Here is a 22,114-nt window from a genome sequence, read left to right as displayed (position 1 = left end):
AGCCCGCTCGCGGGCGATGCCTTTGCTCCTGATCCACATCAAATGCAAAAGCGAAAAGCATCGCCCGCGAGCGGGCTCCTACGGGGGCGACGAAGCGGGACGCGCGCATCAGAACGGCATCCACTTGGAGTTGAAGAAGCGCGACAGCCAGCCCTGGGTGTTGGCGTCGGCCAGCGAGCCGCGACCGGTGTAGGCGATGCGCGCGTCGGCGACACGGCTGGAGGACACGCTGTTGTCCGGGTTGATGTCCTGCGGGCGCACGATGCCGGAGATGCGCACCATTTCCTGGCCCTGATTGATGGTCAGCCACTTCTCGCCGCGCACCAGCAGGTTGCCGTTGGACAGGCGCTGCGCCACGGTGACGGTGATCTGCCCGCTGAGCTGGTTGCTCTGGCTGGACGAGCCGTCGCCGGCGAAACTGCGATCACCGCTGAGGCCGATGCTGGCCGGGTTGCCGTTGAGCGTGACACCCTGGCCGAGGATCGTCGGCGCATCGAGCGCCGTCTTGTCTTTCTTGCTGGTGCTGGTGGTGGCCTTCTTGCTGGCCTGGGTGCTTTCCTGCAGCACGATGGTGAGGATGTCGCCCACGCGGTGCGCGCGCGGATCGGCGAACAGCTCCATGTTGCTGGCGTCATGGTAGATCGAGCCATCGGCCACCGGCGCGGCCTGCGGCTGCACCGGCGCCGTGGCGGCCCACTGACCGTCGTCGGCCGACGGACCCATCGTGGCGCAACCGGCCAGCGCGAGCGCGGCGACGGCGGCACCCAGGCGAAGAAGCGAAGTGATCGGGCGCATGGGCGTGCTCACATCTTGTCCGTGAGGTCCTGCAGCATCTGGTCGGTGCTGCTGATGGCCTTGGAATTCATTTCGTAGGTGCGCTGGGTCTCGATCATGTTGACCATCTCCTCCACCACGTTGACGTTGGAGGACTCGAGTGCGCCCTGCATCAGCGTACCCATGCCGTTCAAGCCGGGCTGGCCGGTCTGCGGCGCACCGCTGGAGGCGGTCTCCAGGAAGAGGTTGCCGCCCTGCGCCTGCAGTCCGGCCGGGTTGACGAAATCGGCCAGTTGCAGCGTGCCTACCTGCACCGAGGCGGCCGAGCCGGCGGTGGTCGCCGACACCGTGCCGTCGGCGCCGATGGAGATGCTCTGCACGCCGGCCGGCAGGGTGATCGCCGGGTCCAGCGCGTAGCCGTCGGCGGTGACCAACTGACCGTTGGCGTCGGTGTGCAGCGAGCCGTCACGGGTATAGGCCACGGTGCCGTCGGGCATCGACACCTGCAGGAAGCCGCGGCCCTGGATCGCCACGTCCAGCGAGTTGCCGGTCTGGCTGATACCGCCCTGGGTGAACAGCTTTTCGGTGCCGACCACGCGCACGCCGGTACCCAGCATCAGGCCGGACGGCGACAGCGTCTGCTCGGTGGTCTGCGCGCCGGGCTGGGCGCGGTTCTGGTACATCAGATCCTGGAACGCCGCGCGCGAGCTCTTGAAGCCGGTGGTGTTGGCATTGGCCAGGTTGTTGGAGATGACGTCCATGCGCGTCTGCTGCGCATCGAGGCCGGTCTTGGCGATCCAGAGGGAGGAAAGCATGGTTTTTGACTCCTGAGCGGTGACGGCAACCCGTCATCAACTCGACTGAAGCAATTTGGATGCCGACGCGGCGTTGTCTTCGGATGCCTTGATCGACTTGATCTGCATGTCGTACTGGCGCGAGAGCGCGATCATCTTCACCAGCTCGGACGAGGCGTTGACGTTGCTGTTTTCCAGCGCGCCCGAGGTCACCCGCACGGTCGCGTCGGGGGGCGCTGTGGCGCCGCCGGCCAGGTGCATCAGGCCGTCGCCGCCCTGCACCAGCTGGGTCGGATCGGGATTGACCAGACGCAGGCGGTCGAGCGCGGCCACCGTGGACGGGCCTTCGCCGATCGGCACGGTGGAGATCGTGCCGTCCTCACCGATGCGCAGCTGCGCGCTGGCCGGCAGGCTGATCGGCCCGCCGTTGCCCAGCACCGGGTTGCCGTTGGCGTCGGTGAGCAGCCCGTCGGCGGTGAGCTGCAGGTCGCCGGCGCGCGTATAGCCTTCCGAACCGTCCGGCGCCTGCACCGCGATCCAGCCGCTGCCCTGCACCGCCACGTCGAGCGAGCGCCCGGTGCTGGTGACCGATCCCTGCGTGGTGTCCGCGCCGATGCCGCGGGCCACGGCATTGATGCGTGTGGCCTCGCCCTGCCCCAGCACCGGCAGGCTCTGGAACGCGCTCAGCTCGCTCTTGAAGCCCACCGTGGAGGCGTTGGCCAGGTTGTGACTCACGGCTTCCTGGGCGCGCATGATCTGCGTCGCCCCGGTCATCGCCACGTAGAGGGAACGGTCCATGGGGATCGATTACCGCACCGCGTTGAACAGCGAGGTGGCCAGTGTGTTGTCGGTGGTGAGCACCTGCGCGTTGGCCTGGTAGTTGCGCTGCGCCTTGATCATGTTGACCAGCTGTGCGGTGGTGTCGGCCGTGTTGGACGACTCCAGCGCACCGGACTGCAGATCGCCGAACGTGCCGGTGCCCGCCGCACCCATCACCGCCGAACCGGAGTCGCCGCTGGCCGCCCAGGTGGTGTTGCCCACCTGGCGTAGGCCCTGCACGTTGGAGAAGTTGGCGATCGCGATCTGGCCCAGCTGTGTGCTCTGGTTGTTCGAGTAATACGCGGTCACCACGCCCTTCGAATCGATGTCGATGTTCGACAGCGTGCCGGCCTCGAAGCCGTTCTGATTGATCGATCCTGCCGAGTAGTCGGTGCCGAACTGGGTGGTGTTGGTGACGTTCACCGAGAGCGTCAACGGGTTGGCGCCGTTGCCCAGGTTGATCGGGTTGAACGCGAGGTTGCCGCCCACCGGCGTGGCCAGGTTGCCACTGGTGTCGAAGGTGAGCGACTGCGTGCCGGCGTTGTTGCCGTCCACGTACAGGTGCGCATCCCACGCGTTGGTGGCGGTCTTCACGTAGTACACAGTGGCTTGGTGCGAGCCACCCTGAGAGTCGTACACGGTCACCGGCGTGGCGGCATTGAACGAGGTGGCGTCGGTGGTGCTGAAGGCGGTCGCCGGCACGGCGGCGCTGGCCGGCAGATTGGAGTTCATCGTGACCAGCGAAGTCGCCGTGGCGTTGCTCTGCGAGGAGAGCAGCTTCAGGTCGGTCAGCGTACTGGTGTCGAAGCCACCCAGGCCGTTGGGCGGATACACCTGCAGGCGCGCGCCGGTGTTGGTCTGCACGTAGTCGTCCGGGCTCTTCTTGAAATCGCCGGCGCGGGTGTATTGCACGCCGCTGCCGTCATTGACGACAAAGAAGCCGTTACCGCTGATCGCCATGTCCAGCGAGTTGTTGGTGGTTTCGATGTCGCCCTGAGCGAACTGCTGCGCCACGTCCTGCAGACGGGCACCGCTGCCGGTGGCGGTGGAGTTGAGGTTCAGGCCGGTCACCGCGAACACGTCGGCGAACTCGGCGCGCGAGCCCTTGAAGCCGGTGGTGTTGGCGTTGGCGATGTTGTTGGCGATGACGTTGAGGTCGGACTGGGCCGCATTGATGCCGGTGAGCGCGGTGTTCAGAGCCATGATGTGTTTCCTCGATCTAAGGGATGTGGATGCAGCGCGTGCGTCAGAGGATCTGGGCCACCTGGCTGAGCGCGACGCCGCCCACGCCAGCCACCTGCAGGTAGGTGCCCACGTCGCTGCCGCCGTAGCCCACGGCGGTCACCTTGCCGGCGACATAGGTATCGAACGAACTGCCACCGTTGCTGGCGGCCATCTTGTAGCTGCCAGAGGGCAGCGCGTTGCCGGCGTCGTCCTTGCCGTCCCAGCTGAACTGGGTGAGCCCGGAACTGGGCGCGTCCACGGCCATCGTGCGCACCACGTCGCCGTTGGCATTGATGATGTTGACGGTGAGTTTGCCCGGCACGGTGACGTTGGCCGCGCCGCTGACCGCTGTGCCGCTGTAGTTGATCGTCGAGGCCGGCACCACCACCTGGCGGTCGACCAGGTTGGACGAGCCGAGCACCTGCGAGGTCTGCAGCGCGCCGTTCACCGTGCTGTTGAGCGTGTTCACCGCGCTGACCATGTCCTGGCTCGACTGCAGCTGGCTGAACTGCGCCATCTGCGAGACGAACTGGTTGTTGTCCACCGGGTTGGTGGGGTCCTGCGCCTGCAGCTGGGCGGTCATCAGCTTGAGAAAATCGCTCTGCGTCATGCCGCCGGCGCTGGCCGCCTTGCTGGCCTGGCCGGCCGCGTTGCCGCTGCCGGCCGTGCCGGTGGTGTTGTTGGTGTTGATGGTCATGCGTGGACTCCGTCGGACTACTTGCCGAGGTCGAGGGTTTTCACCATCAACTGCTTGGTGGTGTTCATCACCTCGACGTTGTTCTGGTACGAACGCGAGGCGGAAATCATGTTGACCAGCTCGTCGACGGGGTTGACGTTGCTGCCGTAGACGTAGCCGTTGGCGTCGGCCATGGGGTTGCCGGGCTCGTAACGGCTGGGGATCGCCGCCTGGCTCTCGGTGACGCCATCCACCTTGACGCCGACCGTGCCGGCATCGGCCATCGCCCCTTCCACGCGCTGCTTCACCGCAGCGAACAGCGGCTCCTTCGCGCGGTAGGCGCCCTGCTGGGTGCTGGACACGCTGTCGGCGTTGGCAAGGTTGCTGGCCACGGTGTTGAGCCGCAGCGACTGCGCGGCCATGCCGGAGCCTGCGGTATCGAAAATCTTGAACATCGACATGGCGGTTACCCGGTGATCGCGGTGCGCAGCATGCGGATCTGCGCGGTGATGAAGGCCAGCGAGGCCTGGTAGTGCACGCCGTTGGCGGCGAAGTTGGCCTGCTCGACCTGCTCGTCGACGGTGTTGCCGTCCATGCTGGGCTGGGTCGGGTTGCGCCACATCAGCTTGTCCGCGGCCTGCGCGGAGGGATCGACCTGACCGGCCGTGGGCGTGCTCAGCGCCAGCCCTTCGGAGCGGCCGCTGGCCTGCATCAGCGCAGCGCGGAAATCGAGATCGCGCGCCTGGTAGCCGGGCGTGTCGGCATTGGCCAGGTTGCCGGCCAGCACTTCACTGCGGCGCTGCCACAGACCCAAGGCCTGGGTGTGGATGCCGAACAGGTTGTCGATGGGTGCACTCATGGCTGGCCTCCGCGCGGTATCGGACCGCAGGAGGCTGGAGGCAAATCGCGTGCCACGACGTGGAAAGCCTTGGCACGACTGGCTTTTCGCCCGGCGGGATGCGCACGTCGGGAAGTCGAAGTCGGAAAACCGACGCGTTGCGGGGTGCGATCAGCCCGGCAGCAGGTCCAGCACCGCCTGGGCCAGCAGGTCTGGCTGGAACTTGGCGATGAAGCGGTCGGCGGCGACCTCCTTCACCATCGCCTCGTTGAACATGCCGCTGATCGAGCTGTGCAGCACCACCTTGAGCCCGCGCAGCGCGGGCGTCTCGCGGATCGCACGGGTCAGTGCGTAGCCGTCCATCTGCGGCATCTCGATGTCCGACACCACCAGGTGCACGCGCTCGGCCGGCTCCACCGCGGCAAGCTGTTGCAGCTTCTCCAGCGCGCGCACGCCGTCTTCCACCATCACGCATTCGATATTCATCTGGCGGAACACGCCCTCGATCTGCCGGCGCGCCACCAGCGAATCGTCGGCCACCAGCACGCGGCGCGGGTGCATGGCATGGCCATCCACCGCCCGCTGCATGTGCGCGGACAGCTCGCCGGGCGCGCCGTGGATGCTGGCCAGCACATGCTCCACGTCCACCACTGCCACCAGTGCGCCGTCCACGCGTGTGATCGCGTTGACCCGCGTGCCGAAGCCCAGTGCGGGCTCCGGCGTCACCAGCGCGCTGCCGTCGCAATGCACCATGTGCTTGAGGTCGGCCACCAGGAAGCCCTGCACGGTGCGGCTGAACTCGGTCACCAGCAGGTGAGCCGAGGCGACGTCCTTCAGCGGTGGGTAGCCCAGCGCGGCGGCCAGATCGATCACCGCGATGGTCTGGCCGCGGTAGTCGCAGCTGCCGGCAATCAGCTCGTGCGCGCCAGGCATGCGCTCCAACGGCGGCCGGCGCAGCACCTCGCGCACCTTGAATACGTTGATGCCGAACAGCTGCGCGTCGCCCAGCCGGAACAGCAGCATCGCCACGCGGTTGTGGCCGGCCAGCCGGGTGTGCCGCTCCACGCTCTCCAACAACGCACCGCTCATGCCGGGTTTCCTTCCTGAAGGCTGCACCGCACGCGCGGTGGATCAGCGGCTATCGGCGGCCGCCGCCGCGGCTTGAGTTCGCCCGCCCGCTCGGCCATGGCATGTGCCTTGCTTGCTCAAGTTCCGTCGCTGGCGGTCGATCCCCGCTGGCCACCTGAAAAGGAAACGTCCGTCCATGAGCTTCATCCGCAGCCAGCATCTGGCCGCCTTCGCCCAGGCCGCCGCCGCTGGCGACGAGGCACAACTCGCCCGACTGAGCGGCCAGCATTCCGCGCTGGCGCAGGCGCTCGCGCCGCTGCTCAAGCTGGCCGCCGGACGTCCGCCCGCCGCCGTGGCCCTGCAGACCATCGAGCAGCAGAGCCTGCTGCTGGCCGCCGCGCAGCAACTCGCGCAGGAACAGAAATCGATGGAGGAATCGGCCCGCGAATGCCGCGACAGCGTCGGGCGTTTGACGGACGGCAGCGCCGGGATCTCGACGGCGTTGCAGCAGGTGGCTGCCGGCCTGGACAACGCCGACCAGGCGGGCCATGCCGGGGCCGGCAATGTCAGCGAGCTCGACGGCCAGCTGCGCTTGTTGCGCAGCGCGATGGCCGCGATGAACCGTAACCAGAACAAGCTGGCCGAACAGGTCGCGCAGATCCGCAAGCTCACCGGCGTGGTGCAGGAAATCGCCCACCAGACCAACCTGGTCGCGCTCAATGCCGCGATCGAGGCGGCCCGCGCCGGCGAGGCCGGCCGTGGCTTCGCCGTAGTCGCCGACGAGGTGAAGCAGCTGGCCGAGAAGACCACGCTGACCACCACCGAGATCGAGACCGTCACCAGCTCGATCGGCGAGTTCTCGCTGCAGCTCGACGGCGACGTGCGCCAGGGCATGCAACGGCTGGAGCGTGCCCAGCAGGGCATCGGCCAGGCCGATGCCTCGCTGCAACAGAACGCCGCCGCGCTGCAGCTGGCGCGCGAGCGCATCGGCAGCCTGCGCCAGAACCACGACGCCCAGCACGTGCGCGCCACCGCCGCGCAGGCCACGCTGGGTGCGCTGCAGCGCCGCGGCACCGAGGCGCGGCGGCAGTCCGAAGTACTCGCCCGTTCCGCCCTGCTCTCGCAGCGACTGGGGCTGGAATGGCTGGAAAGCCTCAGCGGCCGCGACCCGGCCAGCCTCAGTCTGACCGTGCGCGAATCGGCGCAGGGCATGCGCCAGGCGATGGAACTGGCGCTGGCCGAGCCCGCCGCACTGGATCGCCGCTGGTTCGACACCAGCGCCCTGCAGCGTGCGCTGCACCGCCTGCTCGTGCAGCACGCCGACCACCCGGCCGTGGCCGGCATGGAGGCCACCTGTGCGCGCCTGGGCGAGCGCGGCAATGCTTTCGTCGGCCTGCTGTGCGAAGGCAAGAAGGCCGAGGCCGGGGCGCTGGCCGGCGAACTCGAATCCGAACGCGAAGCGCTGGTGAACCAGCTCGCCCAACTGCTGGCCGACAGCTGATGATCCGCGTCGCCGCCTCGCTGCGTTACCTGCTGCTGACCCTCGCCGCTGTCGTGGCGAGGCCCGCGCACGCGGCCGAGGAGCCGATCAGCGCGTTCGCACAGCAGTGGCTGGCGGCGCAGTACAGCCTGCCGGGCAACCGGGTGAAGGCCAGCGCCGTGCCGGTGGAGGCAAGCCTGGGCCTGGCCGACTGCCGCGGGATGATGGTCGCCAGCCTGCCGCCGAACCTGCCGCCGCGTTCGCGCATGAGCGTGCAGGTGCGATGCACGGCGGGTGCCGGCTGGATCGTGCACGTGCCGGTGAGCCTGCAGATCTTTCGCGACGTGCTGGTCACCACGCGGCCGCTGCTGCGCGGCGACGGCGTCACGGCCAGCGACGTGCACAGCGAACCGCGCGACATCACCCGGCTTGGCTACGGCTATATCGATGATCTGGGTCAGCTTGGCGGCCGCACGCTGGCCCGCCCGCTCGGCCCCGGCAGCGTGCTGACGCCTTCGGCGCTGGGCGGGCGCGAGATGGTGCGGGCCGGCGACCATGTGCAGGTGGTGGCCCAGCTGGACGGCATCGAGGTGCGCGCCAGCGGCATCGCTCTGGGCAGCGGCGACAATGGCGCCCGCCTGCGGGTGCGCAACGAGGTGTCCGGCCGCGTGGTGGACGCCATGGTGAATGCACCCGGGGTGGTGCGGGCATTACCCTGAACGGATCGAAAGAACGGACCGATCGACCCTAAAGTTCCTGCCGACGCCGCCGATGACAGGGGCACAGGGCCTAAACCGACCAGAGAACGGACCCATGAATACGACCATTTCCAATAACGGCCTGCCCAAGCTTCCGCAGGCGAGCAGCAGCAAGGGCAGCGCCTCGTCGCAGGCTCCGGCCGGCGCCGCCGGTACCGAAGCGGGCGCCAGCGCAGGGGCAGCCGACAAGGTCAACCTGACCGATTCGGCCCGCGCTCTGCAGGAAGCTTCGCGCACCGGCGACTCCTCGCCGATCGACACCGCCAAGGTCGAGCGCGTGCGCCAGGCATTGGCCACCGGCACCTACCAGGTGAATCCGGAGCGCATCGCCGACGGCATGCTCTCGCTGGACCGCCAGATCGCCGGCGCCAAGCCGGCCGCGGGCGGCAACGCATGAGCGCCGCGCTGCAGGTCGAGCTGGACGGCGCGCTGAGCGCCGTGCTGGACGACATGCAGCGCTCGCTGGCCGTGCTGGCCGACGAGCTGGCCACCGAGCGCGCCGCCCTGCTGGCTGCCGATGTCCCCGCGATCGACGCGGCCGGCGCACGCAAGCAGCGGCTGATGCAGGCGCTGGAGCAGCTCGACGCCGAGCGCCAGCAGCTCGTGCTCAGCGCACCGCGTATCGCCGCAGCACAGCAGGCGCGCTGGCAGGAATTGCTGGGCCGACTACGCGAATGCCGCGACCTCAATCAGCGCAACGGCAGCATCGTCCAGCAACGCCTGGGCAGCGTGCGCCGCGCGCTGGCGATCCTCACCGGCCAGGACAGCGAGGCCGGCGTGTACGGCCGCAGCGGCGCCCTCCACGCCAACGCCCGCTCGCACATGCTGGCAGAAGTCTGACCCCCTCCCCGCGAGGCGCGCCAAGCGCCCCGCCCTGCGCGAAGAGTCACCATGAACCAAGTCGCCGCTGCTGCCTCCTCCGCCCTGCCGCCCGCCATGAGCACGGAGCAACCGCTGCCGGTAGTGCGCCTGCCGATGCTCGATGCCAAGCGGCAGTTGTTCGCCTACGAGATCCTGTTCCACCGCGAGGGCATCGACGAAGCGGCGCTGATGCAGCGCGTGCTCTCGACCATCCTCGATGGTGCACTGACCCGCCTGGTACGCGGCAACCGCACCTTCCTGCGCCTGTCGCGCGACCTGCTGCTCGAACAGACTGACGTGCTGCTGCACCAGCCCCGCTTCGGCGTGCTGCTGCGCCCGGAAGTGGCGCAGGACGCTCCGCTGATGGAGCGCCTGCAGCAGATGGCCCAGCGCGGCTGCCTGCTGATGCTGGACATCACCACGGCGGAAATCGCCGGCTCTGCCGCGCTGGAGGCGCTGCTGCAGATCGTGCAGTTCGTGCGGCTCGACGCCGGCGTGATGGCGCCGGAAGTACTGCGCGAAACCGCCCAGCAACTGCACGACCGCGGCATCTGGGTGGTCGCCGGCCAGGTCGACGACCATGCCACCTACCAGCGTTGCCTGGAGCTGCCGCTGCAGGCGATCCAGGGCCGTTACCTGCTGATCCCGGAAACCGTCGAGGTGCCGGTGCTCACCGCCAACCGGCTGAGCATGCTGCGCCTGATGCGCGAGCTGCAGGAGTCCAACCCGGGTCCGGTAGAACTGGGCGACATCATCCGCGACGACGCGATCCTCAGCTATAAGCTGCTGAGCTGCGTCAACTCCGCCTACTTCTCGCTGCCCAAGCAGTTGAAGTCGGTGCAGCAGGCGGCGATCTTCTTCGGCGTCACCCGCATGCGCAACTGGATCTACACCATGTCGCTCAGTGGCATGGACGATCGCCCGCCGGAGCTGCTGCGCGCCGCGTTGATCCGCGCGCACATGTGCGAAAAGCTCGCCTCGGGCTCTGGCATGGCGCGCGACAAGCAGGAGATGGCGTTCACCGCCGGCCTGTTCTCACTGCTCGACACGTTGATGTGCGCGCCGATGGAGTTCGTGCTCAGCCACCTGCCACTGGTGCCGGAAATTGCCGAGGCGCTGGTGGGTGGCCGCGGTCCGTTCGGTCCGCTGCTGGAGCAAATCTACGCCTGGGAAGCGGGCGAACTCACCGGTGTGAACGCCCAACCGCAGCGCATCCAGCGCATGGCGGCGATCTACCTGGAAGCCACCCAGTTCGCCGACCAGGTGTTCTCGCACGCCGAGGCACGTCCGAGCTGATGGCTGCCGATCGCCACGCCGGCGATCGATCTCTGAGGCGCCGGAGAGTTTTCGCCAGCGTCGTTTTTGTATGGCCTCGGTCTCGCTATGGTGCACGCTGAACGCATCGCGCTAAGCAGGCTCCCGGCAAACGCATCGAGCAAATCCGGCAGGATCGGTGCGGTATCGAATGAGGCGGTGACGCTGCCCCCCGCCGATGCCGCGCTCACTCCTGCGGCAGGCCGCTGCGGTGCCGACGCCACAGCGGCCAACCGGCCACCGCCAGCCCCAGTGCGGCCAGACCGAACCAGTGCATGCTGACGCGGGCACTGCCACCCAGCCACATCGCGCCACCGACCGCACCGATCAGCAGCGCGCCCAGGCCCACCGGCAGCAGCACGTCGCTGATGTGCTGCCGACGCTCCCATAGCAAGGCGAGCACGCCCAGCGCCGCCAGCAGGAGCGCGATCGCGCGGCGCGGCATGACCAGTTCGGGCGGCACCGGCAGATCGGGGAAGATATCCACCAGCGAACGATCGCCGATCTGCAACTCATAGCCCTTGCCGTCGGCCGCATCGGTCGCCGGCACCAGGGTGTCGCCATCGAGCCGGCCGACCAGGGTGACGGTCTGCACCGGCACCGTCTCCCAGCTCACCCGCAGGTCGCCCAGCCGCGGCGACTGCGGATGCGCGCTGGTGATGAAGTAGTCGCCGTCCTTGGAGAAACTGGCGGCCAGATTCGGCGGCAGTGCACGCGCGTCGGGCGTCAGTCGCGCGCTACCGGGCAACGCGTGCAGCAGTGGCGTGGAGAGGCGGAATCCACCCACGCGCACTTCGCCGGCGTCGAACTGGCGCCCCTCGATGGGGAAGTTACCGGGATTGGCGTGCCCAGCAGGATGCATGAAGCGATCGGAATCGATCGGGCGGTCGACCCAGTCCAGCTCGTAGTAGGCCACGCCGCCAACGATCACCTCGCGCCACTGGAACATCTCCACGTGACGGATCAGCACCGGCACGATCGCACTCTGGTTGAAGTCGACATCGCGCGGCGGCGCCACTACGTCCAGCGGCCCGGCCACGCGCACCATGTAGCCGTACTGCCCCCTTTGCGGCCCGACCTGCGAGCCCAGATCGAGCACCTCGCCCCCGTGTCGCTGCGCCGCCTGGCGGTAGGCGAGCAGGCCGTTCTCGGTGGATGCCAGCAAGGCGAGGCCGGCCAGCAGCAGCAAGCCGCCCAGCACCTTCAGCAGGACGTTGCCGGCAGCCAGCCCACCGGGCATGCGCAGACGGACCATCACGCCGCCTCCATCGCAGGCAACGCGCCGGCCACGGCTGTCCATTCGCGCGAGGTGCCGAAGCGCCCGCGCGCGTCGCAGCTCACCGCGGCCAGCGCGCAGTCGTGGTCGTGGGTGAAGAACAGACGCACGCCACGCGCGAGCTTGTCTTCCAGAAACTCGCGCTTCTCCTCGATCAGTTTCTCCGGCCAGCGGTCGTAGCCCATGGTGATCGGCAGGTGCACCCAGTGGCGCCCGGGAATCAGGTCGGCGCAGAACACCACGCCGCCCACCTCGGCCATCATCAGGCCCGGCGTATGGCCGTCCGAATAATGGAAGCGCACCGCCTCGCCCAGCGTGGCCGAGTGCGACCCCGTCACCAACTCCAACCGGCCACTAGCCTCGAGCAGGTCGCACAGTTCGGGAATGAACGAGGCGCGGTCGCGCGGGTGCGGATCGAGCGCGCGACGCCAGTGTTCGGCGCCTACCAGGAAGCGCGCATTGGTAAACAGCAGTCGGGGCGGCTGGCCTTCCGCCCACGGCGCGAGCAGACCGCCGGCATGGTCGAAATGCAGGTGCGAGAGCACTACCACGTGGATGTCTTCGTGCGACAAACCCACTTCGGCCAGCGCATCGAGCAGCACATGCCGCTCCTCCACCACGCCGTAACGATCGCGCAGGGCCGGCTCGAAGAACGCGCCGATGCCGGTCTCGAACAGCACGTTGCGGCCGTCCAGATCCTTCACCAGCAGGCAGCGACAGGCCAACGGGATGCGATTCTGCTCATCCGGCGCGATCCAGCGCGACCACAGCGCCCTGGGCGCATTGCCGAACATGGCGCCACCGTCGAGGCGCTGCGAGTTACCGATGAGCGAGAAACATTCCATGGGTCGGCCCTGCGGATGGAGCGCCGACTCAGGAACCGTCGCCGGCCCCGGTCAGCTGTCGGTATTTCAGGTCGAGCTGCGCGTCGGTTTCCACGTGGTCGGGGTCGATGATGATGCATTCGACCGGGCAGACCACCACGCACTGCGGCTCGTCGTAATGCCCGTGGCACTCGGTGCAACGGGCCGGATCGATCACGTAGAACTCCTCGCCCAGCGAGATCGCCTGATTGGGACAGGCCGGTTCGCAGACGTCGCAGTTGACGCAGGTATCGAGGATCTTGAGCGACATGATGCTTGAGCTGGCGGAGCGGGCGCACCGCACAGCTTCGCGGCGCGCCGAGCCGGACCAGGGTGGGGTCCGGCCTCCGCGAAAGCGGATTACATGGCGACGAAACGGAAGTTGGCGCTGGTCGGGGTGAGCACGTCGGTCACGCGCTGCTTGTCGGCCTCGTCGCCGATGAACAGCACGATGACGTCCTTGAACGACCCCGGCTTGGCGTCCTTGAACGCCGCGGCGACGAAGTCGGCGGTCTTGGCCGAGCTCGGGCCGGCAAACACCAGCATGTTGCCCGGCAGCACGCCGCGGGCGACCACGCCCTGCACCGCCTCGAGCTGACGGCCGTACTTGCCTTGCGAGTCGGCGTCATCGCCGGCCGGCACCAGGTAGGCGTACGGGCGATCGGCGGTCATGCCCTTCATGTTGGCCGAGACGATCTGACCGAGGTAGGCATTCCATGCCTTGCTGTCGTTCGGATCGGTCGGCTTGGAAACCTGTTGCGCCTGCTGGGTGGTCTGCTGCGCGTCGTCCTGCTTGTTGCAGGCCGAGAGCATGACGGAACCGGCCAGGGCGAGCGTGGCGGCGAGGACGAACTTACGCATGGTGGTCACCTTCGTTTTCAGGTTGCTTTTTGTGCCAGCGCTGGCGCATGGCCTGTTGCACCGCCGGATGCACGAAACCGGAGATATCCCCGCCGAGGCGGCCGATCTCTCGCACCAGCGAGGAGGAAATGAAGCTGTACTGTTCAGCCGGGGTGAGAAACAGCGTCTCGGTCTGGGGAATCAGGTGGCGGTTCATACTGGCCAGCTGGAATTCGTACTCGAAGTCGGACACCGCGCGCAGCCCGCGGATGATCACGCCCGCACCGATCTGCTCCACGAACTGCGCCAGCAGGCAGTCGAAACCGCGCACTTCCACGTTGGGCAGGTCCGCCAGCGCGAGGCGCGCCAGCGAGATGCGCTCCTGCAAGGTGAAGCCCGGCCCCTTGCCCTTGTTCGGGCTCTCGGCCACCGCCACCACGATGCGCTCGAACAACGGCGCGGCGCGCGCCACCAGGTCGGCGTGACCGTTGGTGATCGGATCGAAGGTGCCCGGATAGACGGCCAGGCGCGTGTTGACCGACGGCTTGATCACGGATGCTCGGCAAACCGAATGAATGAGCGTTTAGCTTAACGGAACCGCCACGGCCCGGCGATAGAGCGCGTGGCGCACCTCGCCGGCCTGCGCCTCACGATGGAGCAGCCACTGGGGCGGCAACGCCGGGACGTGGTCGCGCGGCGACTCCACGTAGATCCACGCCGCGGGGCTGAGCCAGCCCTGCTCCAGCCGTTGCGCCAGCGCGCTCCACAGGTCGGCGGCGAACGGCGGATCGAGCCAGACCAGATCGAACGGCCGAGGCGGCCCGGCGAGGAAGCTAGCGGCATCGACCGCATCGACGCTCGCGCCAGCCACCTTCAGCCGCGCCAGGTTGGCCCGCAGCGCCTGCGCTGCGGCCGCCTGCGGCTCCACGAACTGCACGCTGGCCGCCCCGCGCGACAACGCCTCCAGGCCGAGCGCACCGGTACCGGCGCACAGGTCGAGCCCGCGCGCCCCGGCGATCACCGGCGCCAGCCAGTTGAACAGTGTTTCTCGCACCCGCTCCGGGGTGGGTCGCAGACCCGGCAGGTCGGGCACGTCCAGGCGGGAATTGCGCAGGCTGCCGCTGATGATGCGGATGCGTCCGGGCGCGCGCCTCATCGGGCGACGCCCTCAGCGGGCAGTTCGGATCGGGGTGATAGCATGCCGCCCATTGTCTTCGAATCGCCCCCGCAATGCTCAAGTTCTGGAAGAAGAAGCCCGCCGACGGCGAGCCGGCGCCGGATGCAGCCAACGCCCCTGCCGATGCCGCATCGGTAACGGCTCAAGCCCCCGCGGCGCCGGCTGAGCTGGCCCCGCAAACGCCCCCCGAAACCTCCCCCGACGCGGATGCGCCGGACGGCACGGAGCCGGTCAAGCGCAGCTGGCGCGAGCGCCTCGCTGGCAGCGGCTTTGCCCGCAGCCTCGGCTCTCTGTTTGTGCGCCACCCGCGACTGGACGACGAACTGCTCGATGAGCTGGAGACCACGCTGATCACCGCCGACGTGGGCGTCGAAGCCAGCACGAGTCTGGTCGAGGCGCTGCGCAAGCGCATGCACGCGCGCGAATTTGCCGATGCCAACGCCCTGCTCGGCGCGCTGCGCCAGGCGCTGGTCGCACAACTGCTGCCGGTGCAGCAGCCGCTGGACGTCTCCGCCCACAAGCCCTTCGTGGTGCTCACCGTCGGCATCAACGGCGTGGGCAAGACCACCACCATCGGCAAACTGGCGCGGCGTTATCGCGATGAGGGCCGCAGCGTGCTGCTGGCTGCCGGTGACACCTTCCGCGCCGCGGCGGTGAACCAGCTCAAGACCTGGGGCGAGCGCAACCAGGTGCCGGTGATCGCCCAGGGCCAGGACGCCGACTCGGCCAGCGTGATCTTCGATGCGCTGCAGGCCGGGCGCTCGCGCGGCAGCGATGTGGTGATCGCCGACACCGCCGGCCGCCTGCATACCCAGGGCGGCCTGATGGACGAACTGGGCAAGATCGCGCGCGTGCTGAAGAAGCTCGATCCGGCCGCGCCGCACGAGGTGCTGATGGTGATCGACGGCACCACCGGCCAGAACGCAGTGAGCCAGGTGCGCCAGTTCCGCCAGATCGTCGGCGTCACCGGCCTGGTGGTGACCAAGCTCGACGGCACGGCGAAGGGCGGCGTGGTGTTTGCGCTGGCGCGCGAGTTCGGCCTGCCGATCCGCTTCGTCGGCCTGGGCGAGACTGCCACGGACCTGCGCCAGTTCGACGCCGAGGCCTTCGTCGACGGCCTGCTCCCCGCCCGGCTCGGCAATGACTGAGCCGCGCATCGCGGATCCGTGCGAATGACGCGCCGCTGGCGCATGGCGCTGCTGGCTAGTGCCGGCGTGGCGGCGGCGCTGGTGCTGGCCACCGTGATCGGCGTGTACTGGCTGCTGCAGCCGGACCGCTTCACCGCCACGCTGCAGGCGCAGGCGCGCGCGGCCGGGCTGGAACTGCACCTGGCCAGCCCCGCGCACCCCACGCTGTTTCCCCGTCCTGCGCTGGAACTCGAGGGCATCACGCTCAACGAGCAAGGCGCCAGCATGCCGATCCTGCTGGCAGCGCGCGGACGCCTGGCGCTGCCCTGGCGCACCCTGTTTGGCGGTCCCACGGCGATCGCCCGGCTGGAGATCGACGCGCCGCGGGTCGACCTGGACGCGCTGCAGGCCTGGCTTGCCGGCCTGCCGGCGGCCGATGCCGCTCATCCGCCGCAGATTCCCCGCATCGACACCGGCATCCTGATCAGTCGGGCCAGCCTGGTGCGCGGCAATGACATCCTGCTGCAGAACCTGGCACTGGAGACCGGGCAACTCCATCCGGGCAAGCCGTTCTCGCTGGACCTGACCGGCCGTGATGCAAGCAACGATCTCGTGCAATTGCGCCTGCTCGCCACCCCGCGCACCAGCGGTGCAGGCATGCAATTCGAGAACATCGTGCTGCACCTGTCGCACGGCGCGGGCATGGCGGCCGACCTGCGCGGCAGCGCGCGCTGGCACGGCGCGGCCGATGCGTCGGCCGATCTTGCCGGCCAGCTCGACAGTGCCGACAGCGGGCGCTACGACGTGACCCTGCGCCTGGCGCCGGCCAACGCGCACGATCCGCTGCTGCTGGCGCTCAAGCTCGACGGGCCGGCCAACCACGTCGATCTGCGCGTGCCACCGCTGCAACTGGCCAGCTGGTGGTCCCAGCTCGGCAACGGCGGCAGCGCCGCCCTCACCATGCCGCCCGGCCAGGGGCACGTGGATGCCGACCGGCTCGACGTCGGCAGCATCAGCGTGGAAGGCCTGAGCGTCGATATCGGTAAGGACATCCCCGCCGCCACAGCCACGGCCGCCACCTCGCCATGAGTGACACGGTTGCCGACCGACTGCTGCGCTGGTTCGACCAGCACGGCCGCAAGGATCTGCCCTGGCAACAGGCGGGCACGGACGGGCAGCGCGACGCTTACCGGGTGTGGCTGTCCGAAGTGATGCTGCAGCAGACCCAGGTCGCCACGGTGATCCCGTACTTCCAGCGCTTCGTGGAAGCGCTGCCGACGCTGGGCGATCTGGCCGCTGCCGATGAAGACGTGGTGCTCGCCCTGTGGTCCGGCCTCGGCTATTACCGGCGCGCGCGCTTCCTGCACCAGGCAGCGCAGCGCTGCGTTTCCGCCCACGACGGGGCGCTGCCCCCTGAGATCGACGCGCTTTGCTCGCTTCCCGGCATCGGCCGGTCCACCGCCGGCGCCATCCTGGCGCAGGCCCACGGGCTGCGGCTTCCTATCCTCGACGGCAACGTGAAGCGGGTGCTGACGCGCTATCACGGCATCCACGGCGATCCGGGCCAGAGCGCGATCGAACGAACCCTGTGGCAGCTCGCCGAATCACACACTCCCGCGGCCCGCGTGGCCGACTACACCCAGGCCATCATGGATCTGGGCGCAACCGTGTGCGTACGTAGCCAACCCCGCTGCGCCGAGTGCCCACTGCAGAGCGACTGTGTCGCCCATCGTGACGGCCTCACCACCCAGCTGCCGACGCCCAAGCCCGGCAAGCGCCAGCCCGTCCGCAGCACGCTGATGCTGGTGCTGCGCGATGAATGTGGGCGCGTCCTGCTGGAGCGGCGCGGGCCACAAGGGGTCTGGTCAGGACTGTGGAGCCTGCCCGAAGCGGCCGACCCGGATGCGGCGTGGCGCCTGGCCCAGCAAATCGCCCATGTGGACGACGCGCAGCCCCTGCCACCCTTCACGCATGTCTTCAGCCACTACAAACTGTCGGTGGAGCCACTGCTGTTCGATCGCGCCTACGCACGTGACGGCGTCGCCGACCAACCACTGCAGCGCTGGTGTGACCGCGCGGCCTGGGCCGCCTTGGGTCTGCCCGCCCCGGTGCGCGTGCTGCTGCAGAACCTTCACGCTGATCACGAGGAAGCACCATGAGTCGCATCGTCCATTGCAGCAAGCTGGGCATCGATGCCGAGGGGCTCGATTTCGCGCCTTGGCCCGGCGCGCTGGGCCAGCGCATCTATGCGGAGATATCCAGGCAGGCGTGGCAGCAATGGCTGGCGCACCAGACCATGCTGATCAACGAGAATCGCCTCAATCCGCTCGACCCCGGTGCCCGCTCGTTCCTCGCGCGCGAGATGGGGAAATTCCTGTTCGAGGGCGGTGCCGAACAGCCCGCAGGCTACGTTCCGCCCGCGCACGAGTCTTGACGCCGCTGGACGCATCCAGTTTAATGCGCGGCTCCACGACGCACCGGCCACGGCCTCTCATGCATCGGCGGACCCATACCCTGGCCGGGTAGCTCAGTTGGTAGAGCAGGGGATTGAAAATCCCCGTGTCGGCGGTTCGATTCCGTCCCCGGCCACCATGACATCGAAAGCCCGCCTATTGGCGGGCTTTTTCGTCCTTGGCCCCGGCCCGGGGTACGGCTGGCATGGCGTTCTCCAGGCCTGATTTCCGTGGTCCCGGCCGAAAACCGCCAGTTCCACGTGACCCATATCGCGAAGTCGTCGACTGACGCAATGGTATGTTGTGCGCGATCTCACGATCACCGGCAGTCATCACTTCTGAGAAAGGGGACAAGCAATGCTCAAGATTTCGCGTATTTACGCAGTGGCCGCGGCCGTTCTGGCACTAGGCCTGTCCGGCATCGCCCAGGCAACGGATGCGCCATCTTCCGGTCTAGGTCAGTCATGGCCGAATGCCACCGACGTCAGCGCCAACCCGCATTGGCACGTGTATGTGTTTGAGAAGGACGGCGTGCGCTACGTGCAGGTGAACGACACCAACGGCGGCGTGCATGGTGCCATCGCTACTGCTGGCGGCCAGGTGCTCGTACTGCCGATCGGCAGCGACGCACAGAACGTGACCACCTCCACCGGTTCGACGACAGACCCGACCAGCACCTCGGCGGATACGGTCTACGACGACGGGACCGTAAAGATCAGTGCGACCGTGCAGCCCACCGGCGCCGTGCTGATGGCCGTGAAGACTGGATGCGATGATCCGGTCGAGTGCAACACGCATATCGCTCCGTCGTCGCCCTGACGGGCTGTACCGATTCGGTAGTGATCAAATCACTACCGAATCGTCTGCGAGGTCATGCATCAAGACGCTCACACTTCGCCCTTGGTGAGACTCCCTGGAGCGCAACTGACCACGGTAAAGCGCAATACGGTCCTCGACCGCATTTAGCCCCCCACCGCTGGAAGACAACCGCAGCAAAAGATCATCGTGCTTGACCTGCGGCTTTGTCGCCTCTCCCAAGGCCCCTTCAACCTTCAGGAATATCCAGCGCGAACCGCCGCGTAGCCCCACCCTCACGTGGACCCGAATGCTCGTCGCATGGGCGGCATCACACAGATACGCGATGAGATCGCAAGCCGAGCGATAGAGGGCCACCTGAGCACCATTCGACAGGTGGTCAATGTCCCGATCGCGAACATTGCACCAGTATCGAATGTCTGAATCATCCAGGGCTCGTGCAATGGCCCCTTGGCGAAGCGCAGCCGCCAGCCCGCCCTCTCGCCAGACCATCGGATGCAGGCTGTCTGCAAGCCTGAATAGCTGCTGCTGGGTAACCGCGGCGCGTAACCGATAATCCCGCTCATCCTGTACGGGAAGCATGTGGCGGAGTCGCTCCAGAAGCTGGCTGTAAGTAGCCTGCACTCCCTCGCGCACATGCTCCAGCGCGTCAGAGGTCTGCCTGAGCTGCATTTCTCCGAGAATCAGGTTCCTCTGCGCAAGCGCCAGCGCCATCCGGGCATCACTCCGACCGCGGGATTCGCGCTCATCGAGCATCGCGATACGGTCACCCAGGAGAAGCATCGTCGTGATGGCAAATGCCATGAAGACCTGGGCTTGCAAGGTGCCCGCGTCGTAGCGCTCGGGCATGGTCAGAACGATCGCGACACTCGCGGCCGCGCCACCAAGTGCAGCACCATGCCAGCCGTGCCTCAGTGCCATCCAGATTACAGGCAGGAACATCCCCATCCGACAAGCCTGACGCAGGCTTTCCTGGTCCGTCGAAAGACACAGCCATACGAAAATGGCCAGACTGGGAAAAACGACGGACAGAACCTCAACCACCAAGCTGCTGGAGAGCACCTGCTTCAGGCTGACCAACCCGTTCGCACGCAACTCCCGCACACAAAGCACCAGAGGAGCAAGCGTGAGCACGCCCAGGAAGTTGCCGATGAACCACCGCGCCGCATATACGGTGTAGCCGAGCTGGGGATAGTTCGCAGGAAGTTTGGTTTCGGAAAGGGTGATCAGATTGACGCTCGTCCAGAGCACGGCGCAGATCAGCGTGCAAAGCAGGAGCGTCAACACTTTCACATGACCGCTGGAATCGAACATGCCCAACGAGCGCTTGCACCAACGCACCACCGGCATCGCCAATGCGATCGGCGGGAATGCATAGAGAACCGACCACAGCACGCCATATCGCTCACTATGAGTGAACCCGATCGCGCCCAAGGGCACCATCTCGCCAACGACCAGCGCGGGCCAATAGCGGTAAGGCACAAGCAGCAGGGCGCACAGACGGAAACCGGCGAAGATCACCCAGTGCGAAAAAGAAATCTGGCGAAGCACGACGAAACCAAGCGCGTAGCCAAGCGCCACCGCAGCGTGCCTGAACAACTCAACCCATCCACTTCCCTGCTTAGACATCGACCGCTCCCCCTGCACTGGCTACGTCCGTCGAACATCCCCCGGCAGACCGGCGGCGAGATCACTGCCGCGCATGACCGCCGCAATCATCGTATGCGTCACCCCCAAACACAAGCGATGGGGGATGGTCAAGATGAGCACCCCAGCTGGGGCTGCTTGCTGCCTCACATTCCTCCCACGGAACGATCAGGTCCCGGCCCTGCGCAGCCTCCATTGTCGACCCCTAAAACATCTGCAGTTGCGATGTACGGCACGCTGTCGAAGCGCCACTCCCCGGCTGCGGCCATCGGCCGCTCAGCGGGGAAGCTGAACAGTTAACGGCCGAATATGCCCGCGGCTTGAGCGCCCCCTGACGCGAGCCCGCCCAAGCCACCACAATAGCGTTCTCGACCCGCCATTCCTGCCCCATGCACAAGCAGCCAGTGTTTTTCGACCCCACCGGCCGACGGGCCAGCCGACTGTCGCGAGTGGGGCTGACACTCGCCGTGATCAGCACGCTGTTTGCCATCGCGTTCGTGCTGAGCCTGTTCGTCGGGCCGACCATGGCGGGCCTGCAACTGGGTCGGCACGGCAAGGGGCTGCATGCACTGAACGGCGTGAAGATGGCCGCCCCGGCGTTGGCCAAACGGGCCGCCCAGCTCGCTGCGGAAGTGCGGGCGCACCATCACGGCAATCACGGTGCACGCACCCGCGCGGCACTCCGCACGCCGCCGCCCTCACTGGACAAGCCCACCGGCCGCGCATTGGCCATCGGCTTCTACGTGAACTGGGACGACAGCAGCTATCCCTCGCTCAAGCGCGCCTTGCCGACACTGGACTGGGTCGTTCCCAGCTGGATGAGCATCAGCGGCCCGGACATGGCCCTCAAGACCAGCGTCGATGCCAAGGCGCTCGACCTGATCCGCCGCGAGAAGCCGTCCACCCCGATCCTGCCGCTGCTGCAGAATGCGATGAACACCCAGTGGGACGGCCCGGGGCTGGCGAAGATGCTCGCCAATCCCGACCTCCGCCACGAGCGCATCGCGCAGATCGTGGCGTTCCTCGACGCCAACCGGTTCCAGGGCGTCACCGTGGATTTCGAGGAGGTGCCCGACAACGCGCAGGGCGACTTCAAGCAGTTCCTGGGCGAGCTGGCCGACGCGTTCTCGCCGCACGGCTGGGGCATCGTGCTGTCGGTCCCCTTCGATGACGAGGCGTGGGATTACGCCGCCTACGCCAAGATCGTCGACTTCGAGCTGTTGATGGCCTACGACCAGCACTGGGCCGGCAAGGACGCGGGCAGCATCGCCGCGCAGGACTGGTTCGAGAGCAGGCTCGACAAGCGCAT

26 protein-coding genes and 1 tRNA gene are annotated in these 22,114 nt (G+C 67.6%); 12 read left to right on the top strand and 15 right to left on the bottom strand.

The window, feature by feature from the left end; genetic code table 11:
• Positions 1–108: 108 nt before the first annotated feature.
• The 8 genes from flgH to ACTHJF_RS06200 all read right to left on the bottom strand — a co-directional run bounded on the left by flgH (position 109) and on the right by ACTHJF_RS06200 (position 6,214).
• Positions 109–795, bottom strand: coding sequence for a flagellar basal body L-ring protein FlgH (gene flgH / locus ACTHJF_RS06235; protein ID WP_440266362.1), 687 nt, complete (start codon positions 793–795; stop codon positions 109–111).
• Positions 796–803: 8 nt separating this feature from the next.
• Positions 804–1,589: a flagellar basal-body rod protein FlgG gene (flgG, locus tag ACTHJF_RS06230; protein WP_440266361.1), complete on the bottom strand. Its 786-nt coding sequence runs from the start codon at positions 1,587–1,589 to the stop codon at positions 804–806.
• 36 nt (positions 1,590–1,625) lie between these two features.
• Positions 1,626–2,366 (bottom strand): flagellar basal-body rod protein FlgF, encoded by a 741-nt coding sequence (gene flgF, locus ACTHJF_RS06225; RefSeq protein WP_440266360.1) that lies wholly within the window; start codon positions 2,364–2,366, stop codon positions 1,626–1,628.
• 9 nt (positions 2,367–2,375) lie between these two features.
• Positions 2,376–3,590 (bottom strand): flagellar hook protein FlgE, encoded by a 1,215-nt coding sequence (gene flgE, locus ACTHJF_RS06220; protein ID WP_440266359.1) that lies wholly within the window; start codon positions 3,588–3,590, stop codon positions 2,376–2,378.
• Between the two features lie 43 nt (positions 3,591–3,633).
• Positions 3,634–4,308: a flagellar hook assembly protein FlgD gene (locus tag ACTHJF_RS06215; RefSeq protein ID WP_431636134.1), complete on the bottom strand. Its 675-nt coding sequence runs from the start codon at positions 4,306–4,308 to the stop codon at positions 3,634–3,636.
• A gap of 17 nt (positions 4,309–4,325) precedes the next feature.
• Positions 4,326–4,748, bottom strand: a complete 423-nt coding sequence (flgC, locus tag ACTHJF_RS06210; protein WP_440261397.1) for a flagellar basal body rod protein FlgC — start codon at positions 4,746–4,748, stop codon at positions 4,326–4,328.
• A 5-nt stretch (positions 4,749–4,753) separates the two neighbouring features.
• Complete coding sequence (flgB, locus tag ACTHJF_RS06205) at positions 4,754–5,146, bottom strand: flagellar basal body rod protein FlgB (RefSeq protein ID WP_431636132.1); 393 nt, start codon at positions 5,144–5,146, stop codon at positions 4,754–4,756.
• Positions 5,147–5,296: 150 nt separating this feature from the next.
• Entirely contained in the window at positions 5,297–6,214 is a 918-nt protein-coding gene (locus ACTHJF_RS06200) for a chemotaxis protein (RefSeq protein ID WP_440266358.1), read from the bottom strand.
• Positions 6,215–6,389: 175 nt separating this feature from the next.
• Here ACTHJF_RS06200 and ACTHJF_RS06195 point away from each other — a divergent pair, with 175 nt between their 5' ends.
• The 5 genes from ACTHJF_RS06195 (at position 6,390) to ACTHJF_RS06175 (ending at position 10,588) form a co-directional block, all read left to right on the top strand.
• Positions 6,390–7,694: a methyl-accepting chemotaxis protein gene (locus ACTHJF_RS06195; protein WP_440266357.1), complete on the top strand. Its 1,305-nt coding sequence runs from the start codon at positions 6,390–6,392 to the stop codon at positions 7,692–7,694.
• Positions 7,694–8,392 carry a flagellar basal body P-ring formation chaperone FlgA gene (gene flgA, locus ACTHJF_RS06190; RefSeq protein ID WP_440266356.1) on the top strand — a complete coding sequence of 233 codons (699 nt, stop codon included), beginning with the start codon at positions 7,694–7,696 and terminating at the stop codon, positions 8,390–8,392. The genes ACTHJF_RS06195 and flgA overlap by 1 nt, the downstream gene beginning before the upstream one ends.
• A gap of 94 nt (positions 8,393–8,486) precedes the next feature.
• Positions 8,487–8,828 (top strand): flagellar biosynthesis anti-sigma factor FlgM, encoded by a 342-nt coding sequence (gene flgM, locus ACTHJF_RS06185; protein ID WP_440266355.1) that lies wholly within the window; start codon positions 8,487–8,489, stop codon positions 8,826–8,828.
• Positions 8,825–9,271: a flagella synthesis protein FlgN gene (locus ACTHJF_RS06180; protein WP_440266354.1), complete on the top strand. Its 447-nt coding sequence runs from the start codon at positions 8,825–8,827 to the stop codon at positions 9,269–9,271. The genes flgM and ACTHJF_RS06180 overlap by 4 nt, the downstream gene beginning before the upstream one ends.
• Positions 9,272–9,322: 51 nt before the next feature.
• Entirely contained in the window at positions 9,323–10,588 is a 1,266-nt protein-coding gene (locus ACTHJF_RS06175; RefSeq protein WP_440266353.1) for an EAL and HDOD domain-containing protein, read from the top strand.
• Between the two features lie 205 nt (positions 10,589–10,793).
• Here ACTHJF_RS06175 and ACTHJF_RS06170 read toward each other — a convergent pair whose 3' ends face one another.
• From ACTHJF_RS06170 to rsmD, 6 genes are all read right to left on the bottom strand, one after another.
• A complete protein-coding gene (locus tag ACTHJF_RS06170) occupies positions 10,794–11,861 on the bottom strand; it encodes a TMEM43 family protein (protein WP_440266352.1) in 1,068 nt (355 codons plus the stop codon).
• Positions 11,861–12,727 carry an MBL fold metallo-hydrolase gene (locus ACTHJF_RS06165; protein ID WP_440266351.1) on the bottom strand — a complete coding sequence of 289 codons (867 nt, stop codon included), beginning with the start codon at positions 12,725–12,727 and terminating at the stop codon, positions 11,861–11,863. Before ACTHJF_RS06165 ends, ACTHJF_RS06170 begins: the two co-directional genes overlap by 1 nt.
• A gap of 28 nt (positions 12,728–12,755) precedes the next feature.
• Positions 12,756–13,016, bottom strand: coding sequence for a YfhL family 4Fe-4S dicluster ferredoxin (locus ACTHJF_RS06160; RefSeq protein WP_440258687.1), 261 nt, complete (start codon positions 13,014–13,016; stop codon positions 12,756–12,758).
• An 89-nt stretch (positions 13,017–13,105) separates the two neighbouring features.
• The gene (locus ACTHJF_RS06155) at positions 13,106–13,606 is read right to left on the bottom strand and encodes a hypothetical protein (protein WP_440266350.1); all 501 of its coding nucleotides are present in this window, start codon (positions 13,604–13,606) and stop codon (positions 13,106–13,108) included.
• Positions 13,599–14,138, bottom strand: coding sequence for a pantetheine-phosphate adenylyltransferase (gene coaD / locus ACTHJF_RS06150; protein ID WP_431636122.1), 540 nt, complete (start codon positions 14,136–14,138; stop codon positions 13,599–13,601). The genes ACTHJF_RS06155 and coaD overlap by 8 nt, the downstream gene beginning before the upstream one ends.
• 30 nt (positions 14,139–14,168) lie before the next feature.
• Complete coding sequence (gene rsmD / locus ACTHJF_RS06145) at positions 14,169–14,741, bottom strand: 16S rRNA (guanine(966)-N(2))-methyltransferase RsmD (RefSeq protein ID WP_440266349.1); 573 nt, start codon at positions 14,739–14,741, stop codon at positions 14,169–14,171.
• A gap of 74 nt (positions 14,742–14,815) precedes the next feature.
• Between rsmD and ftsY the strand changes: the two genes are divergently transcribed.
• The 6 genes from ftsY to ACTHJF_RS06115 all read left to right on the top strand — a co-directional run bounded on the left by ftsY (position 14,816) and on the right by ACTHJF_RS06115 (position 19,161).
• The gene (ftsY, locus tag ACTHJF_RS06140; RefSeq protein ID WP_440266348.1) at positions 14,816–15,910 is read left to right on the top strand and encodes a signal recognition particle-docking protein FtsY; all 1,095 of its coding nucleotides are present in this window, start codon (positions 14,816–14,818) and stop codon (positions 15,908–15,910) included.
• Between the two features lie 24 nt (positions 15,911–15,934).
• Positions 15,935–16,978 carry a membrane assembly protein AsmA gene (locus ACTHJF_RS06135; protein ID WP_440266347.1) on the top strand — a complete coding sequence of 348 codons (1,044 nt, stop codon included), beginning with the start codon at positions 15,935–15,937 and terminating at the stop codon, positions 16,976–16,978.
• Positions 16,975–18,048, top strand: a complete 1,074-nt coding sequence (gene mutY / locus ACTHJF_RS06130; protein WP_440266346.1) for an A/G-specific adenine glycosylase — start codon at positions 16,975–16,977, stop codon at positions 18,046–18,048. Before ACTHJF_RS06135 ends, mutY begins: the two co-directional genes overlap by 4 nt.
• Positions 18,045–18,323, top strand: coding sequence for an oxidative damage protection protein (locus ACTHJF_RS06125; RefSeq protein WP_440266345.1), 279 nt, complete (start codon positions 18,045–18,047; stop codon positions 18,321–18,323). The genes mutY and ACTHJF_RS06125 overlap by 4 nt, the downstream gene beginning before the upstream one ends.
• Positions 18,324–18,405: 82 nt before the next feature.
• Positions 18,406–18,481 (top strand) — tRNA-Phe (locus ACTHJF_RS06120).
• Positions 18,482–18,699: 218 nt separating this feature from the next.
• Entirely contained in the window at positions 18,700–19,161 is a 462-nt protein-coding gene (locus tag ACTHJF_RS06115) for a hypothetical protein (RefSeq protein ID WP_440266344.1), read from the top strand.
• Between the two features lie 24 nt (positions 19,162–19,185).
• On the opposite strand, the gene ACTHJF_RS06110 is transcribed toward ACTHJF_RS06115, so the two are convergent.
• The gene (locus ACTHJF_RS06110; RefSeq protein ID WP_440266343.1) at positions 19,186–20,787 is read right to left on the bottom strand and encodes an MASE1 domain-containing protein; all 1,602 of its coding nucleotides are present in this window, start codon (positions 20,785–20,787) and stop codon (positions 19,186–19,188) included.
• Between the two features lie 407 nt (positions 20,788–21,194).
• On the opposite strand from ACTHJF_RS06110, the gene ACTHJF_RS06105 reads away from it, so the two are divergent.
• Positions 21,195–22,114 (top strand): glycosyl hydrolase family 18 protein (locus ACTHJF_RS06105; RefSeq protein ID WP_440266342.1); only part of this gene is annotated, 920 nt, incomplete at its 3' end.

This window comes from Dyella sp., from assembly GCF_051962475.1.
Lineage (GTDB): Bacteria > Pseudomonadota > Gammaproteobacteria > Xanthomonadales > Rhodanobacteraceae > Dyella_A.
Note: the sequence above shows the minus strand (reverse complement) of the source record. Positions and strands in the feature narration are given on the sequence as shown.

Bases quoted from the DNA above. Each gene is read 5' to 3' on its own strand.
- flgH (WP_440266362.1), bottom strand. From the start codon at position 795: ATGCGCCCGATCACTTCGCTTCTTCGCCTGGGTGCCGCCGTCGCCGCG.
- flgG (WP_440266361.1), bottom strand. From the start codon at position 1,589: ATGCTTTCCTCCCTCTGGATCGCCAAGACCGGCCTCGATGCGCAGCAG.
- flgF (WP_440266360.1), bottom strand. From the start codon at position 2,366: ATGGACCGTTCCCTCTACGTGGCGATGACCGGGGCGACGCAGATCATG.
- flgE (WP_440266359.1), bottom strand. From the start codon at position 3,590: ATGGCTCTGAACACCGCGCTCACCGGCATCAATGCGGCCCAGTCCGAC.
- ACTHJF_RS06215 (WP_431636134.1), bottom strand. From the start codon at position 4,308: ATGACCATCAACACCAACAACACCACCGGCACGGCCGGCAGCGGCAAC.
- flgC (WP_440261397.1), bottom strand. From the start codon at position 4,748: ATGTCGATGTTCAAGATTTTCGATACCGCAGGCTCCGGCATGGCCGCG.
- flgB (WP_431636132.1), bottom strand. From the start codon at position 5,146: ATGAGTGCACCCATCGACAACCTGTTCGGCATCCACACCCAGGCCTTG.
- ACTHJF_RS06200 (WP_440266358.1), bottom strand. From the start codon at position 6,214: ATGAGCGGTGCGTTGTTGGAGAGCGTGGAGCGGCACACCCGGCTGGCC.
- ACTHJF_RS06195 (WP_440266357.1), top strand. From the start codon at position 6,390: ATGAGCTTCATCCGCAGCCAGCATCTGGCCGCCTTCGCCCAGGCCGCC.
- flgA (WP_440266356.1), top strand. From the start codon at position 7,694: ATGATCCGCGTCGCCGCCTCGCTGCGTTACCTGCTGCTGACCCTCGCC.
- flgM (WP_440266355.1), top strand. From the start codon at position 8,487: ATGAATACGACCATTTCCAATAACGGCCTGCCCAAGCTTCCGCAGGCG.
- ACTHJF_RS06180 (WP_440266354.1), top strand. From the start codon at position 8,825: ATGAGCGCCGCGCTGCAGGTCGAGCTGGACGGCGCGCTGAGCGCCGTG.
- ACTHJF_RS06175 (WP_440266353.1), top strand. From the start codon at position 9,323: ATGAACCAAGTCGCCGCTGCTGCCTCCTCCGCCCTGCCGCCCGCCATG.
- ACTHJF_RS06170 (WP_440266352.1), bottom strand. From the start codon at position 11,861: ATGGTCCGTCTGCGCATGCCCGGTGGGCTGGCTGCCGGCAACGTCCTG.
- ACTHJF_RS06165 (WP_440266351.1), bottom strand. From the start codon at position 12,727: ATGGAATGTTTCTCGCTCATCGGTAACTCGCAGCGCCTCGACGGTGGC.
- ACTHJF_RS06160 (WP_440258687.1), bottom strand. From the start codon at position 13,016: ATGTCGCTCAAGATCCTCGATACCTGCGTCAACTGCGACGTCTGCGAA.
- ACTHJF_RS06155 (WP_440266350.1), bottom strand. From the start codon at position 13,606: ATGCGTAAGTTCGTCCTCGCCGCCACGCTCGCCCTGGCCGGTTCCGTC.
- rsmD (WP_440266349.1), bottom strand. From the start codon at position 14,741: ATGAGGCGCGCGCCCGGACGCATCCGCATCATCAGCGGCAGCCTGCGC.
- ftsY (WP_440266348.1), top strand. From the start codon at position 14,816: ATGCTCAAGTTCTGGAAGAAGAAGCCCGCCGACGGCGAGCCGGCGCCG.
- ACTHJF_RS06135 (WP_440266347.1), top strand. From the start codon at position 15,935: ATGACGCGCCGCTGGCGCATGGCGCTGCTGGCTAGTGCCGGCGTGGCG.
- mutY (WP_440266346.1), top strand. From the start codon at position 16,975: ATGAGTGACACGGTTGCCGACCGACTGCTGCGCTGGTTCGACCAGCAC.
- ACTHJF_RS06125 (WP_440266345.1), top strand. From the start codon at position 18,045: ATGAGTCGCATCGTCCATTGCAGCAAGCTGGGCATCGATGCCGAGGGG.
- ACTHJF_RS06115 (WP_440266344.1), top strand. From the start codon at position 18,700: ATGCTCAAGATTTCGCGTATTTACGCAGTGGCCGCGGCCGTTCTGGCA.
- ACTHJF_RS06110 (WP_440266343.1), bottom strand. From the start codon at position 20,787: ATGTCTAAGCAGGGAAGTGGATGGGTTGAGTTGTTCAGGCACGCTGCG.